Here is a 14,794-nt window from a genome sequence, read left to right as displayed (position 1 = left end):
CGTAATGAGTATAAAGAGTGAAACATTTAGCCACTAGGTTCTCTACAACAAGGCGTTATGATATTTGCTATCAATAAAAAACCCTAGCCGACCTTTAACCAGTAAAAAAGCCTAGCGATAATCGTGTATCGCTAGGCTTTTTTGTTTATGAATCTCTCGTCACGACCTCAGTCTTCCCATAAGGGACCCTTCGAATAAAGAAAGACATCACCCAGGCCAACAGGATAATTCCCGTCGCCACCAAAAAAGCGTCGTTAATCCCAGCGATCGCCGAATATTTGGCCGATAAGCCATAGACAACAGTGGTCGCTAGCCCTTGAGCTTGGGCTGCCGTCACACCTGTGCCTACGGCCAAGGCGTGTGTGATTCCACCGAATTGCTGATTGACTGCCGGATTGGTGGAGACCATCGCACTCATATAATCTCCCAGATGTACACTGGTGCGATTGGTCATGATCGTCACCAACAACGCGGTGCCTAAGGAGCCGGCCACTTGTCGTATTGTATTGGACATGGCTGTTCCATGGCTGTTTAGATAGCCGGGGAGTTGATTGAGGCCTGCTGTCATAACGGTCATCATCAATAAGGACATTCCAAAACTTCGCAAGCAGTAGATCAAGACGATATTGTGGTAGGTGGTCGTCGCCGTCAGTTTTGCGAACTCATAGTTGGCTGCTGCTGTGATCAGCAACCCAACGATCGCGAGTGGACGAACACCGATACGATCGAAGAGGGCTCCTGAAATCGGTGACATGACCCCCATGATCAAGGCTCCCGGCAGCAACAATAAGCCGGACTGCAGGGGTGTAAAGCCACGGATATTCTGTAGGTATATCGGTAAAAGGAGCATGGCTGCAAACATGGCCATGTTTGTGATCGAACTGATCGCCGTCGTCAGAGAGAAAATACCGTAGCGAAAGACACGGAATTCTAGCATCGGGTTTTCAACGGTCAATTCACGCCAGATAAACAAGGCGACACCGACAACGCCGAGTGTTACAAAGAGGAGCACTTCTGCCGAACCCCACCCGACAGTCCCGGCTCGACTAAACCCGTAAAGGAGCCCGCCGAAACCAACGGTGGAAAAGACCACTCCCCAGATATCGAACTCGGGAAAAGTCAGTTTAGCCACATTGGACAACCACTTGATTGCGATGACGATGTCGATAATGCCAATGGGAACCATGATGAAAAAGAGGATGCGCCAGGTATAGTTTTGCACAATCCACCCGGCCAAGGTCGGTCCTACCGCAGGGGCGAAAATCATGGCCACACCCATGGTTCCCATCGCCGTGCCCCGCTTTTCCGGTGGAAACACCGTCAGGAATACGTTCATCACTTGCGGCATAAGGATCCCAGCTCCTACCGCTTGGACCACACGACCAATCATCATCACGGCGAAGGAGTTGGCGAAACCACAGATCACCGAACCTATGGTAAAGGAAATCATCGCCGCGATGAACAATTGTCTCGTACTAAAAGTCTCCATTAAAAAGGCGCTGATCGGAATGAGGATGCCGTTGACGAGCATAAATCCGGTAATGAGCCATTGGATAGTACTGGCTGAGACATTGAAGTCATTCATCATGTGGGGAATCGCTACGTTAATCAACGTTTGGTTGAGGATGGATACAAAGGCCCCCAACATCATGACCGTGACAATTCGTCCGACAGGAAGTTCCTGCAGCGGTTCGTTGACCTCCTGCGGAGATGGGTTGACTTGCCTTACTTCACCTTCGCTGCGGGCAAGTTCGTGATGGGGAGTCTCAAAGGGCTCCGTCACGGGTCCGGAGATCATTCCCGTGAAGGTAGGGTCTATGACAGGAGGTTCATTTTCGGGCAGATTCTCATTGGTTCTATAGATATACAACGCATAGGCCGCTGCGATGACAATGAGGGCGAAGATGAGATAGCCTATCAAATACTCAAGAACCATGACCCCACTCCTAACGGTGGATTCTTACGTTGGTACTCAACCCCGGTTTAATGTCGAGCCCTTTCGTTCCATCCAACGCGATGGATATGGGGACCACCTGAGCGACCTTCGTATAATTGGCGTTGGTGTTTTGTTCCGGCAACAAGGTAAATGTCCCCGCCGTCGTCATCCCGATGCGGTTAACCTTACCGCTGAGGAGTGTTCCGGGGAAAGCATCGACAGTGATGTCAACGTTCTGTCCGACTGCGACCTTGCTTAAGTCGTTTTCATTGATGTTCGCCGTCACAAAAAGATTATCCATATCGTAGGCGTACGCCAATGGTGTGCCGGCGGCGACAAAGGAGTTTTTCACGGCCGATTGCTGTACGATCGTCGCACTCATCGGAAAGGTCACATCTACAGGCGGGGAACCTGGGACGGCGGGTTGAATCATGCCGACTCGCTCACCGGGGGCATACTTTTTTCCGATGTCCCCATTCCAACCGATCAATTGACCTGAAGCGGATGGTGTAATGGTGACACGAGTCGCATCAATACGTGCATTGTTTGTCGTCACATAATTGATCGCTCGATTATAAAAGTATACAGCGGCTATCGCCCCGCCGGCGAGTAAGGCTAAGACGAGTATGTTTACGGTCAACATTCTTCGAAAGTTGTTCACGCAAGGTCCTCCTCTGAAGCGCGGTACTGTGGTGAAGTTACAAAAACTCGAAATCATTTTCCCCACTTTAGTTTCGCCTATACCTGTTACAGCGAAGCGTTCTCGCCTGGGAGCAGAGAAAACACTTTGGCTTTTTTCACAATATCTTTTTCGCTATTATCTTGTCATTCCGTTCAAAAAGAAAAACCGCCAGACCATGGCGGTTTCTCAACGAATCCAATCAAACATAATGGTTCCACTTGAACTAGGAGCATACAGGCTCGTCTCTTCCCCGGTAAGGGCATCGTATGTAACCCCTACCATTTCATCAGAAATAGTATAGTAGAGATTGGCTTTCGGTGCCCCTTGTCCGTAAAAATCAGGCCATTTATAGACTAAGCGGGGCGTCCACTTTTTGAGATAAGCTGCCTTGACCCTGTCTACCGAGACCGCTTTAGACGGATCCGGGTAGTCCCTCATTTGAGGGTATTTCAACTGCTCCAGGTTTATATCGCCAGTATTACTGTCGACCAGACAAGATGCACCAATCTCCCCGTCCGGTATGCCATAATGCCTGAATCGGAAATGGAAATTATAAAGTCCATCGGGAATAAACTCGCCCTTTAAAAACCGGCTGCGATCGACCCATTCAGGAATGTGGACCGTACGGTCCAGCATTTCCATCTCTACATCGTACTCACCGCTGCCTAGCATATTTTCCAGGCATCGGCGGGCTTTTTCCTTCACCTGATCTTCCGGTAAGGACAGTTGTGGGATATCCTCACCGCTTTGAATCACGCTATAACGGATAAACTTTCCCGTCGTTGCTTCCACGGCGATATTGTATTCCCTGACCCATCCCTGCTCGGAGCCATTTCCTGAATCGGTCGTTCCTGACTGGACGGCTACCCCTCCCTTAAAGGGCACTCGACAACGATATAATACCTCGGCAGGCTCATGACCAGGCATAGGAACCCTTATCTGTTCCATGGTCTGGACGTCGACTCCCCAGGTTCGCTTCAACCACTGAACCGCCTCTGCTTCATTGCCTATGATGTTGCGATCATCGCCCTTGAAGCGAAAAACCTCAATTTCCGACTTTTGGGATGGCGGCGCCTCTCCTGTCACGGCGTCTGCCAATACGATTCCGGTCACCACGGGTGTGTAAACGAGGCCGGCTTTAGGAGGGCCTTGTTTCGAATCGTCCGATGTCATTGGCCTATAGGACAACTGAAATGGTAACCACTTATCGACCTTTGCCTTGATTTCTTCGACCGGTAACAGACCGGTCGGTTTCGGAAAAGAGGCGTCGGAAAAATTATGAGGACCTTCTAACCTCGCGTCATTGATGCGTCCGTATGCGTCAACGACGACATACCAGCCACAATTCAACAGGGGGATGCCGTTTATCAACCGTTCGAATCGAACGGTTCGTTGAAAAGCAAACTCTCCATTTTCGATTAGGCTTTCTTCCTTGATGCGATATACGGAAAATTGTTCACCGGCAACGCTCTTTAGAAAGGACGAAGCCACTTCTCTGGCTCGCTCTTCCGTCAAATTCTTTTCTTTCGAAGCTACATAGTTGTTCCAACAAAAGCGGATCGCGTCTCCCGACTGTCCGTCCACCGTAAGCTGTGCCCATTCATCTGCGTTTTCACTGCCTAAGGTGATGTTCCAGGTAGATGTACAGCCGGAATAAAGGGCTTGCGTGGCTGTACCTTCAACGAATTCTTTCGATTTACCTTGCAGCTTCAACCTACCTAAGGCGGGGTTGGATTCGATCAGCGCTTGTAAGAGCTCATCGGCGCGTGCTATCACCTCCGAGGAAGGTTCAGAAGTCTCCCCCGCGTCCGCCTGTGCAACTGTCTCGCCTTTGTTTTCCGGTAAGGAGGCTTCCGCTGTTCGAATGGACGATTCCGGTATCCAAATCGGTTGCCCAAGCAGCAACGCCATTGTCAACGTCATCGTTAAGGCGGCCATTTTCTTGACAGGAGTGTTTGGACAGTTCATCGGTCGACCTTCCCCCGATTTCCCCTTCGTCTCGTCAACACACCGATTGCGTAACGCCCAGTATACAACACCGGCTATGTCGTTCATATTTGCATATTCTTGTATGTGTATTCCATGAGATTAAATTCCACACAAATCAAGTAACTCCTCCAGATAATTCTAACTAAACCTAATTCTTTATGGCTTGTTTCCATTGTATAATTTTAAGGAGAGCCCTATGCTTCGCTAAACTTTATAAACAATAAGGAGGCCGTCTTTGAAACCGATCATCCTTGGTATCTTCGCATCGGCTTTCTTCGGAATTACCTTTGTTCTAAACAGGCTGATGGAACTTTCTGGGGGAAGTTGGGTTTGGAGTGCCAGCTTACGCTATTTTTTCACGCTACCCTTTTTCCTCATCATCGTCTATCTGCGGGGCAATCTCGCAGAGCTTTTCTCTGTGATGAAAGGACATCTCAGTTGGTGGATCTTGTGGAGCACCGTCGGCTTTGGACTTTTTTACACTCCACTCTGTTACGCCGCTACCTATGGCCCTTCTTGGTTAATCGCGGGGATGTGGCAAGTCACCATCGTAGCCGGCACGTTAATGATCCCCTTGATTTATCGTGGCCAAAAAATCCCCAGGAAAAGCGTGCTCTATTCTATGGTCATATTGTTCGGCATTTTGATCATGCAAAAAGTACAATTCGATACACTTTCTCTCCAAGAGATCTTGATCGGCTCCTTCCCAGTCCTCGTCGGGGCTATCGCTTATCCTTTGGGGAACCGAAAGATGATCCTCCTCTGTGCGGGAAAATTAGATACCTACCAGCGTATCTTAGGGATGACCCTGGCGAGTATGCCCTTTTGGCTTCTCTTATCCCTATACGGTTTGTTCGCAACCGCTCTGCCGAGCCTGGGTCAAATCGAACAGTCCTTCAACGTCGCCGTCAGTTCCGGCGTGATTGCAACCACCTTATTTTTTATGGCCACAGACATAGCCAAAAATCATCCCCACCAGTTGGCTGCCGTCGAGGCGACGCAAGCCGGAGAAATTATCTTTTCGCTGTTGGGCGATATGCTCTTTTTAGGCGGCGCCTTACCATCAACGAGCGGTTTCACAGGCATGATGCTCGTCATCGTCGGCATGATATTACATAGCCGCCCCAGCAAAACGGTCGAGGAAGGTTCGTCCTAAAACACCCACCATCCATCTCTAAGCCCGGAAAAAGCGCTCCGTAACGAGAGCGTCATTTTCTGGGCCTTTTTATCCCATCGACGGGTGATTTTAGGGCAGTTTACAGACCCCAGGTGCTGTATGGTGCTACAATGGAGGGAAGGGTTCCTAAGAAAGGTGGGTTATGCCATTTGGCTGATCAGAGTGAAAAACGCCGCCGCGCACTGCTGCTGCGAGCCGGCTGGGCTGGCAGCCCCTTTTACCCTGTCCCGAAGAATGCGGATGTACCGGAGTCGTGGTTGCGCGAAGATCCTCATCCTCTTTCTATGAGTACATACATCAACGACGACGGTAATCAACCATTGAAAGACGAAGAAAAGCGAAAAGCCCGCCGTCAGCGGGAACAAAATAACTATAAAGCCATGCCAGCCGCCTGGATCAAACGCATCACCGAAGGCACTTTTCCGCTTCAGGAAAAGATGGCCCTTTTTTGGCACAACCACTTCGCCACTTCTCTCGCCAAAGTAAACCGCAGCCTTTATATGGCACAGCAATATGACCTCTTTTACCGGTTCGGTCTAGGTAAATTTGGCGACTTGCTAAAAGCGATTACCAAAAATACGGCCATGCTGATCTGGCTTGACGGCTACCGCAACACTTCCCGAGCACCCAATGAGAACTATGCCCGCGAAGTGATGGAACTCTTCACCTTGGGAGTCGGGAATTACACCGAAGACGACATAAAAGCGGCCGCCCGAGCGTTTACCGGCTGGCAACTGGATAAAACCGGTGCAAGCGTCTTCCACCGGGAGCTTCATGACCAAGGTGTGAAGACTCTCTTCGGAAAAAGCGATACCTTTGATGCTGATGGTGTCGTAAATTTGTTACTGGAACATCCCCGGACAGCCGAGTTTATCACCACAAAATTATGCCGTCATTTTTACCAGGAAAATCCCGAGCCGGAACTGGTCCGGGAATTAGCAGACCTTTATCGCAACGGCCAATATGATATGAAAACGCTTCTGGGAGCTCTCTTCACCCGTGAGGAATTTTACCAAGCTGCTGAAGAACATAGCCTAGTCAAAAATCCTACACAGTTTCTTGCGGAAACTATCCGCCTCACTGGTATCCATCTGACGGCAGATCAAATTTCCCACTGGCTAAACGAAATGGGACAACTGCTTTTTCAGCCCCCCAATGTGGCCGGTTGGCCCAGTGGAGAGATCTGGCTGAACAGTGCCACATTGCGCTCGCGATTCCAGTTTGCCCAGGAGGCTGCTCGATTGGCCAAAGAAGGTCCACTGGGACAAAATATGCCCCCCTCGGCAGAAGCCGCTATCGAAGAATGGTCAAGTATCTTATGTCTTATCTTGACAGCCAACACTCGCGAAGCCCTGCTGCATTTCGCAAAGGGCGACTGGTCCCTGACGAAAGCTCAGGGACTTCTGGCGCTGTTGCTCATCTCACCTGAAAATCAGAAGATGTAGGGGGCGGACGTCATAAATTCCTTTACACGCAGACAGTTTCTTGTCGGCACCGGGATTGCGGCTGCGGGATTAGGAACGGCCGCCCTCGCCGGATGGCGCAGCGGCTTTTTCACAAACAGTTCCCCTTTGGCTCACCAAAACAAGGCACCCCGTAGTGATAGGACCCTGGTCGTCGTCCAATTGGCCGGTGGGAATGACGGGCTGAACACCGTAGTTCCTTATCGGGATGAAGCCTATTACAAGAACCGTCCCACCATCGCGATCAAAGCGGATACAGTGCTGCCCCTCGAAAACGGGCTGGGGTTGGCGCCGTCCCTCGCCGGTATACATAAACTCTACGGTGCCGGCCGCGTCGCCATCGTGCAAGGGGTAGGTTATCCGAAACCAGACCGCTCCCACTTCCGTTCGATGGATATCTGGAATCTGGCCGACCCCGATGTGCAAGCGCGAAAAGGCTGGCTGGCAAGATACATGGAGTCTACACCCGATATAAATCACCCCTTGCGTGCCGTCGTCATTAGTAATCAAATGCTGCTGGCACTGTCAGGGGATTTATCCGTACCGGTCATTCCTTCCCTATCAAGTTACACCTTGTCTAAAGACACAGCCATGGTTGACGCTTTCAAACAGATGTATACCTCAGATTCCCCGAACAGCACCTCTTCCACCGATCCCTACCGCTTGGTAAGACAAAAAGGGAATAGCCTAGTGGTATCTGTAGAAAAAGTACACCGTCTTAAACATACGAGGGAAGGCTACCTCAGTACCGTTCCGGGTCTGGCATTGGCCGACGCAGCTGCATTGATCAAAGGCGAGCCGCCACAGCCTCAAATCATCTATACTCAGTTCGCTGGTTTTGACTCCCACGCGGGACAGGCACAGGCACAGGCGAGTCAACTGAAGCAGGTCGACGATGCAGTCAGTCGATTCTGTCAGGATATGGATGAATCAGGGAAAGCCGATCAGGTGCTGCTGATGATCTTTTCCGAGTTCGGTCGGCGCGTGAATGAAAACGCTTCCGGCGGCACCGATCACGGAACGGCAGGACCGGTCTTTTTCATTGGTGCACCGGTGAAGGGAGGTCTTTATGGGGAATACCCATCGTTGACCGACCTAGATCAAGGAGATTTGAAGTATACCACCGATTTCCGGTGCCTCTATGCTACCTTAATCGATCGGTTCCTCGGAGGGTCTTCGGAGACTGTGTTGGGGGCGCAATATGCACCCGTCGGTTTTTTGTAGGTCGCAAAGTGGTCTATCTCAAATTAAGTTCGACGTAGTTATCCTGAATGCAGGGAAAGGAGAAATTTGCTTTGACTACGTATGTCGCCCTTTTACGAGGAATTAATGTTGGCGGAAAAAATATCATTAAAATGAACGAGTTAAAGAAATCACTGGAAGCAGTCGGGCTTGGTGATGTACGAACGTACATTCAAAGCGGCAATCTTCTATTAAAATCTGACGAACCGGAAAGTGCACTTTGTAAAAAAATCGAGTCACAAATCGAGCTAAGCTTTGGATTTTCAGTTGCCGTGATTTTAAGAACTCTAGCAGAGTTTGAACAAATTATAGTCCGTTGCCCTTTTCCGGAGAAAAAGGTGTCGGAAATCGAATCGTTATCGAACAGCGAGTGCCTATACGTCGCCTTGCTAACAGATACCCTTTCACAGGATAGCGTAAAATCCTTAGTAAAGTACAACAGTGAACATGAAGAGTTCTTCATCGAGGGACGGGATATTTATCTATTATTTCATCAGAGTATTCGAAATTCAAAACTTGCCGGTCAACTTGCGAAACTGGAGGTGCCCGCCACGATACGCAATTGGAAAACGATGAATAAGCTATTGCTCCTGGGAAAAGAGATGGACGAAAATCGTCCTCTTTAAAGGACTCAAGATAACATGTAAAAAAAGCCCGTCTTAACTGGCCTCCTCTGAACGCGCTCTGGACGCGGTTTATTGAGGCCGTGAAGACGGGCGTTGCTTTTTTAGCTTTTTCCACAAGTTTTGAAAGAACCCTACGAAGTCAATGCCAAATCGAGCTAACACTTCCATGATGATTCTGATCACGAGCATGTTGATCAATAGGGCGAATACCAGGCTCAAACTGTAATCCATACATTCACCTCACTTTGGGAACACAGCGTATACTGTACAGCTTGAATAAAGTGCTTGCGTGGCTGTTTCTTTAACTAATTTCTAGTTGTCTTAGTCAACCGACCTCGGAAGGTTCGGTCCAAGAGATTTACAACCCGTCTCTAAAATGATAGGCCCCCTCAGTGATGTATTCGTAAGAAGTGGCACCATCAAAGAACCTTGACTTCAGCGATAGATCTACCGTAGGGTCTTTACCGTTTCTACATACGGCAATGCCATCGATCGATTGGAGATTGGCCCCGAAGCAAAAATAGATGACGTCTTGGTCGGCTACAATATAACTATTGACGCCAGCCGACTTATGTAAAGTATCCATCTTATGTGCCACTTCCTCGGGAAATCGACTATTCTGCTTATCTACACCTAAAATACTGTACGGCGGTGACGTGAATTCCTCTCCCAGGGAAAGTTTCCCCTGATCGTACGCTTGGAATATGGCGTCGGAAACGGCGAGATATTCTTCTTGATAGAGTTTGAACTTATCCATTTGGTCTAGTGCGGGAGTTGCCATAATTACAGCCGTCATAACAACGCCGAGGGCAACGGCCAGTATCTTGCGCTGATCGATACTGTCTCTTTTACTTTTTACCCAAATAATCAACGACAATATGCTGGAGATTGCGATCAGTACCAGTGAAGGTACGTATAGAATGAACGTCAGAAAACCGTCAGAGACAACATATTTTCCGTAGAGAAGTAAAAAATCAGCGATTAACAAAATCGCCAGAGGTGCAATTACCCCTTTGATCCGCCCCTTTCCTAAAATTACCATCACCGTGATTCCAAATATTAATATGACGAAAAAGACCATCGCTAACTCCATAAACGTACCTCGAAGACCGTTTTTCATGCTTTCATTTGTCTACGTCCGTACATTCATTTCTCTTTGAAAGCACAGCGTATACTCTAGGTATTTCGCGGAAGATATACAAAAATCCTTTTTTTGTATATTTCGGTGATTGATTCAAAATACATGACATCACTTTAGAACAAGCGAACAGCGACCCTGCACATGTTGGCAAGATCGCTGTTCGTGGTTTCAAAAACGTGCCTATTTACATGTGTGCAAACTACAGTTTTTGTCCCAAACAGAAGTCGCTTATTTGAATTCCTCGTAACAGACCATTTCTTGAAGCGGTCTACGGGTTTTTTCGTGGCGGTCTGGAGAATGAGCTTCTTCGGCAGAATAGCCGATAGCCAGGATGTTAACGGCTTCGTATTCTGCAGGGATATTGAATTCTTCGCGTAACACTGTCGGGTTAAAATAGCAGATCCATACAGAATCTAAACCAAGTTCGGTGGCCTGAAGCATCATATGATCCGTTACAATACTGGCATCGATATCGAGAATGTTCTTTTGATCAAAAGGCCGGACCCAAACTTTGCTATGATCTCCGCAAACGATAATCGACAAGGGAGCCCCATACGTTTTGGCGGCCTTTTTTAATTTTTCTTGTGCTTCCGTTTCTTGAACGACCAGCAGTTTATAGGGTTGTTTGTTGGCTCCTGTCGGGGCCACCCTGGCCGCCTCTAATATTTGGTCTAACTTTTCCTTTTCCACCGGATTAGGGAGGAAGTTACGGCAGGAATACCTCTTTTTGGCGATTTCTAAAAATCCCATGCTTATCATCCTTTCCTTACGAAACCTTCTAATGGATATATTCCCCTGATGTCTTATGCAGTATAATAGTACCGACTACAATGCATCTAAACAAGTACGCACTATTTAGTAATATAGTACCCATTTAGATACTTACTACCCGTTTAGGAGGATAAGGATGATCAAATACAAAAATGCCCTGTTTAACTGCACCATGGAGCTGGCGATAGAGCTCATCGGCGGTCGCTATAAGGCCTTGATCCTATGGCACTTATTGGATAGAACGTTACGGTTTAGCGAAATAAAACGGTTAATCCCACAAGCCACGCAAAAAATGCTTACGCAGCAGTTGCGAAGTCTAGAAGAAGACGGGTTGATTATAAGGAAGGTTTATCCTGAGGTTCCTCCGAAAGTGGAGTACTCTTTATCGGAATCAGGTAAAAACCTAAAACCGGTCCTTGAGGCTATGTGTCAATTCGGGAAATCCTATGTGGAGGAACATGAGCTTAAAACGCAAATGCTTATTCACCCATAAGATAATTAAGAGGTGATGGTAATGTCTTTTAACGCATTTACTCCAGGTAATCCCGATTCGTTTATAGCAGCTATCTCACAACCTGCGATGCAACTACAAAAAGAATTTCAAATCTTTGCGAGTATTGTAATTGCACAAGCAGCACTAGAAACAGGATGGGGTAAATTTGTGCCCGTCGATAAAAATACTGGACAATTCAGTTACAATCTATTTGGAATCAAAGGAACGGGCCCAGCCGGAACGATCATGAGTTCCACTTCCGAGATCATTGAAGGAAAACGAATTACCATCGATGCGCAGTTTCGTTCATATCATTCCTGGGACGAAAGCCTCAGAGATCACTCTCAGTTCCTATTAAATGAGCGTTACGCCCCCGTACGAGAAGCACAGTCTCCAGAAGACGCAGCAAAACAGCTATACACTTGCGGTTATGCCACAGACCCTGATTATCCCAAAAAGCTGATAAGCATTATCAATAAATATAATTTAGCCAAATACGATACCCCAGAAATAGCTAAACCTGATGAACCATTTGTTGATGTTTCCCCAGAAAGGTGGTCCTATGCCGATATAAAAACCGCCTTTGAGCGGGGAATCTTTAAAGGCTATGAGGATAAAACCTTTAAACCTGCTGAACCTCTAACCCGTGAAATGGCAGCCGTGATTGTGAATCGAGCCGTTGATTATGTGCTCAACATGCTTAAGGACTCGGGAATAAAAATCAGTGAGAGAAGATACTTTGTTTAGTCTATGAAAGGACCGCCTCACATGGCGGTTTTTCGTATTTTCAAGGATATTTTTATGTTCGACATTCATCCAACGAATTCGACTTGACCATAGCTTTTTAATAACTTATATTAAATAATATGTTTAAGAAGGGAATATTTTGCATTTCAGAGCGCATCGATTTACAACTTTCACGACATTGGCAGCCTCATTCTTTTTTACTGTACTTTGTTTAACCTGGACGTTCAGTGCAGCCTTTGGTTCGCCCGAAACCAATTATAAGGTAAAGTTATCTGCTGCAAACGATCACACCTTGGCCATAAATAACGGTACTGTTATTGCTTGGGGAGAAAACTGGAACAACCAGTGTAACGTACCTACTAATTTAACGAATGTAGTAGCGGTTGCCTCTGGAAGCTTTCATTCTCTGGCCTTAAGAGGCGATGGTACTGTTGTGGCCTGGGGTAATAACAGTGATGGACAATGCAACGTTTCTGATTTAAATGATGTGATCTCGATAGCAGCCGGAAAATCACATTCTCTGGCGTTAAAAAAAGATGGCACTGTTATCGCCCGTGGTTCTAACAATAGTGGTCAATGTGACGTTCCATCTAACCTAACTGATGTTATTGCAATCGATGCCGAAGATGAATACTCTCTGGCTCTTAAAAAAAATGGTATCATTGTCGCTTGGGGAGGCGGTTATTTCGGCGAATGTAACGTATCCGATTTACGCGATATCATCGCTATAGATGCTGGCTGGGGGCACTCTCTCGCATTGAAAAGTGATGGTACTGTAGTTGCTAGGGGCAGAAACGATTTAGGTCAATGCAACGTAATGGGTATAACTGATGCAACGGCTATTTCAGCCGGCGGTTTTCATTCCTTGATTCTTAAAAAAGATGGAACCGTTATCGCTATAGGTGATAACAGTTATGGGCAGTGTAATGTTCCGCCTTACTTAAACGAGGTGGTTGCCGTATCCGCCGGTATAACTCATTCGTAACCGTAAAATCCTCCTAGATATTTAACGAATTGGCCACGGATATTATTTGCTCTTTAATACTCCACATTTTTATTGCCCCCATAAACTATGCGTTGTCGTAGACCGCTTTTTATTTCAAGTATAAATTTTATTCTAAATCAGACTTGGCTTTTCCTTCAATCCCATCATTCGTAAGACAAAGTATCTGTAAACTATAAGAGATATAACTTATCCGCTTAGTTATCCATAGCAGATGAGTTTGCGACTACCTACCCCTATCAACCCCACAAACTCCCCCACTTATCCCTCAAAAAACTCATCTGCTATGTAAACGCAAAAAAGCGACCTCGCCGGTGGGTGGCGAAGTCGCACTTACGCTTAGAGACAGACCTTTTTTTCAACCATCAAATCATTAATAATATAGTGCAGATGTGCCTTAACCGCGTTATGAAAGCGTCGCCAGTGACTGTTTTCAAACACATTAATATTACAAGTGTAAATGTTATCCGAGTCTATATCAGCTCCGTCTGAGCTAAGTAAAGCAGTATGCTTCCACGAGCCTTCCCCGGAGGGGATATAATTCAAGGCTGGGTCAGCATATTCTTTGCCAAAGTGACCATTTTTGATCGCATCCAACCAGTTTGCCAGTCTAATATGCCCGTTTGGATTACAATTTTCTTTGAACATCTTTTCTATCTTTTCTTTCAAGTCTTTCGGGATGGAATCTGTATTTTCAACGGGATTGCCATCTCTATATTGTTTCAAAACTCGATATATCTCTTCAGCTGCTTCTAGAAAGAGTTTAGTATTATCCCTTTCGACTTTAGTACCCCAATAATTAATGTAACTCCATTTCTTATAAGGTAAATCAGGATAGGTTAACGCGGCAAGATGTCCTAATAAAAACTTATTTTCAATCTCATCCAGAGGATCGTTTTCGCTCTTTTTCCAGAGTCGCTTGATTGTATCTGCTAAATTATCCTCAATTTCTTCCAAAGGCTTTTTGACCAATGATGCCATGTAGTGTTTAATATTATGCAAATTAAATGCTTCGGAGGTTCTATCTTCTAAATTGGTTACACGATTTAAGCTGTGTGTGGTTCCAAGAAAACCATCATGAGCCCATGTATCCGCATAAACATGAAGAACGATTCCTAAACGATACAATCCTCCCCCCTTATCTTTCTCTTCGATGCATTTATTAACCATAGCTTTTGCCAAATCGCTGTTTTTCCTACAAACTAAACTACTTATATAACCAAATTCGCTGGATTTATCAGATCGATTACCGGGCAGAAAATGAAAGGGAATCCAAGTTTGCTGATTAGATAGTTCATCGAAATTATCTTTATTTATCTCAGTATATGTAGTTCGTAAATGATAGAACATTGGGTAGTTATTAAACTTAATAAATCCACCATGTTTAGCATCATCCACGTATTGTGAACTGTAAGCAATAACTTCTGCGTCCTTGGGTTCAAATCCCGCAGCTCTTGCCAAGACATAAATTACTCCAAAATGGAAATCGGCCTGCATGGATTCTTACACCTCCAGAATTAAATT

The 14,794-nt window shown here is 46.6% G+C and carries 14 protein-coding genes; 7 read left to right on the top strand and 7 right to left on the bottom strand.

Going from position 1 to position 14,794, the window contains the following annotated elements; all coding sequences use genetic code 11:
* Nucleotides 1-145: 145 nt before the first annotated feature.
* The 3 genes from H1S01_RS00945 to H1S01_RS00935 form a co-directional block, all read right to left on the bottom strand.
* Entirely contained in the window at nt 146-1,936 is a 1,791-nt protein-coding gene (locus tag H1S01_RS00945; RefSeq protein ID WP_188038253.1) for a DHA2 family efflux MFS transporter permease subunit, read from the bottom strand.
* A 10-nt stretch (nt 1,937-1,946) separates the two neighbouring features.
* Nucleotides 1,947-2,597: an HlyD family secretion protein gene (locus tag H1S01_RS00940; protein WP_188038252.1), complete on the bottom strand. Its 651-nt coding sequence runs from the start codon at nt 2,595-2,597 to the stop codon at nt 1,947-1,949.
* 207 nt (nt 2,598-2,804) lie between these two features.
* Entirely contained in the window at nt 2,805-4,586 is a 1,782-nt protein-coding gene (locus tag H1S01_RS00935; RefSeq protein ID WP_188038251.1) for a YcdB/YcdC domain-containing protein, read from the bottom strand.
* A 256-nt stretch (nt 4,587-4,842) separates the two neighbouring features.
* On the opposite strand from H1S01_RS00935, the gene H1S01_RS00930 reads away from it, so the two are divergent.
* The 4 genes from H1S01_RS00930 to H1S01_RS00915 all read left to right on the top strand — a co-directional run bounded on the left by H1S01_RS00930 (nt 4,843) and on the right by H1S01_RS00915 (nt 9,115).
* The gene (locus H1S01_RS00930; RefSeq protein ID WP_188038250.1) at nt 4,843-5,763 is read left to right on the top strand and encodes a DMT family transporter; all 921 of its coding nucleotides are present in this window, start codon (nt 4,843-4,845) and stop codon (nt 5,761-5,763) included.
* Between the two features lie 170 nt (nt 5,764-5,933).
* The gene (locus H1S01_RS00925; RefSeq protein WP_188038249.1) at nt 5,934-7,229 is read left to right on the top strand and encodes a DUF1800 domain-containing protein; all 1,296 of its coding nucleotides are present in this window, start codon (nt 5,934-5,936) and stop codon (nt 7,227-7,229) included.
* Between the two features lie 126 nt (nt 7,230-7,355).
* The gene (locus H1S01_RS00920) at nt 7,356-8,471 is read left to right on the top strand and encodes a DUF1501 domain-containing protein (RefSeq protein ID WP_188038248.1); all 1,116 of its coding nucleotides are present in this window, start codon (nt 7,356-7,358) and stop codon (nt 8,469-8,471) included.
* 71 nt (nt 8,472-8,542) lie between these two features.
* A complete protein-coding gene (locus H1S01_RS00915) occupies nt 8,543-9,115 on the top strand; it encodes a DUF1697 domain-containing protein (RefSeq protein ID WP_188038247.1) in 573 nt (190 codons plus the stop codon).
* Between the two features lie 69 nt (nt 9,116-9,184).
* Here H1S01_RS00915 and H1S01_RS00910 read toward each other — a convergent pair whose 3' ends face one another.
* The 3 genes from H1S01_RS00910 to H1S01_RS00900 form a co-directional block, all read right to left on the bottom strand.
* Nucleotides 9,185-9,346, bottom strand: coding sequence for a hypothetical protein (locus H1S01_RS00910; RefSeq protein WP_188038246.1), 162 nt, complete (start codon nt 9,344-9,346; stop codon nt 9,185-9,187).
* A 127-nt stretch (nt 9,347-9,473) separates the two neighbouring features.
* On the bottom strand, nt 9,474-10,208 hold the full coding sequence (locus H1S01_RS00905; protein WP_188038245.1) for a hypothetical protein: 735 nt from the start codon (nt 10,206-10,208) through the stop codon (nt 9,474-9,476).
* Nucleotides 10,209-10,484: 276 nt separating this feature from the next.
* Nucleotides 10,485-11,006, bottom strand: coding sequence for a nitroreductase family protein (locus H1S01_RS00900; RefSeq protein WP_188038244.1), 522 nt, complete (start codon nt 11,004-11,006; stop codon nt 10,485-10,487).
* A 157-nt stretch (nt 11,007-11,163) separates the two neighbouring features.
* On the opposite strand from H1S01_RS00900, the gene H1S01_RS00895 reads away from it, so the two are divergent.
* The 3 genes from H1S01_RS00895 (at nt 11,164) to H1S01_RS00885 (ending at nt 13,252) form a co-directional block, all read left to right on the top strand.
* Nucleotides 11,164-11,520: a winged helix-turn-helix transcriptional regulator gene (locus H1S01_RS00895; RefSeq protein ID WP_188038243.1), complete on the top strand. Its 357-nt coding sequence runs from the start codon at nt 11,164-11,166 to the stop codon at nt 11,518-11,520.
* A gap of 21 nt (nt 11,521-11,541) precedes the next feature.
* On the top strand, nt 11,542-12,267 hold the full coding sequence (locus H1S01_RS00890) for a glucosaminidase domain-containing protein (protein WP_188038242.1): 726 nt from the start codon (nt 11,542-11,544) through the stop codon (nt 12,265-12,267).
* Nucleotides 12,268-12,406: 139 nt separating this feature from the next.
* Nucleotides 12,407-13,252 (top strand): RCC1 domain-containing protein, encoded by an 846-nt coding sequence (locus H1S01_RS00885; protein ID WP_188038241.1) that lies wholly within the window; start codon nt 12,407-12,409, stop codon nt 13,250-13,252.
* 357 nt (nt 13,253-13,609) lie between these two features.
* On the opposite strand, the gene H1S01_RS00880 is transcribed toward H1S01_RS00885, so the two are convergent.
* A complete protein-coding gene (locus tag H1S01_RS00880; protein ID WP_188038240.1) occupies nt 13,610-14,767 on the bottom strand; it encodes a DUF6765 family protein in 1,158 nt (385 codons plus the stop codon).
* Nucleotides 14,768-14,794: the final 27 nt, after the last annotated feature.

The organism is Heliobacterium chlorum (genome assembly GCF_014502795.1).
Classification (GTDB): Bacteria; Bacillota; Desulfitobacteriia; order Heliobacteriales; family Heliobacteriaceae; genus Heliobacterium; species Heliobacterium chlorum.
This window is presented reverse-complemented; position numbering and strand designations above follow the sequence as displayed.

What these genes read in the sequence shown, in the direction of transcription:
- H1S01_RS00900 (WP_188038244.1), bottom strand. Translation starts at nt 11,006, where the DNA reads ATGGGATTTTTAGAAATCGCCAAAAAGAGGTATTCCTGCCGTAACTTC.
- H1S01_RS00880 (WP_188038240.1), bottom strand. Translation starts at nt 14,767, where the DNA reads ATGCAGGCCGATTTCCATTTTGGAGTAATTTATGTCTTGGCAAGAGCT.
- H1S01_RS00890 (WP_188038242.1), top strand. Translation starts at nt 11,542, where the DNA reads ATGTCTTTTAACGCATTTACTCCAGGTAATCCCGATTCGTTTATAGCA.
- H1S01_RS00895 (WP_188038243.1), top strand. Translation starts at nt 11,164, where the DNA reads ATGATCAAATACAAAAATGCCCTGTTTAACTGCACCATGGAGCTGGCG.
- H1S01_RS00935 (WP_188038251.1), bottom strand. Translation starts at nt 4,586, where the DNA reads ATGAACTGTCCAAACACTCCTGTCAAGAAAATGGCCGCCTTAACGATG.
- H1S01_RS00945 (WP_188038253.1), bottom strand. Translation starts at nt 1,936, where the DNA reads ATGGTTCTTGAGTATTTGATAGGCTATCTCATCTTCGCCCTCATTGTC.
- H1S01_RS00905 (WP_188038245.1), bottom strand. Translation starts at nt 10,208, where the DNA reads ATGGAGTTAGCGATGGTCTTTTTCGTCATATTAATATTTGGAATCACG.
- H1S01_RS00910 (WP_188038246.1), bottom strand. Translation starts at nt 9,346, where the DNA reads ATGGATTACAGTTTGAGCCTGGTATTCGCCCTATTGATCAACATGCTC.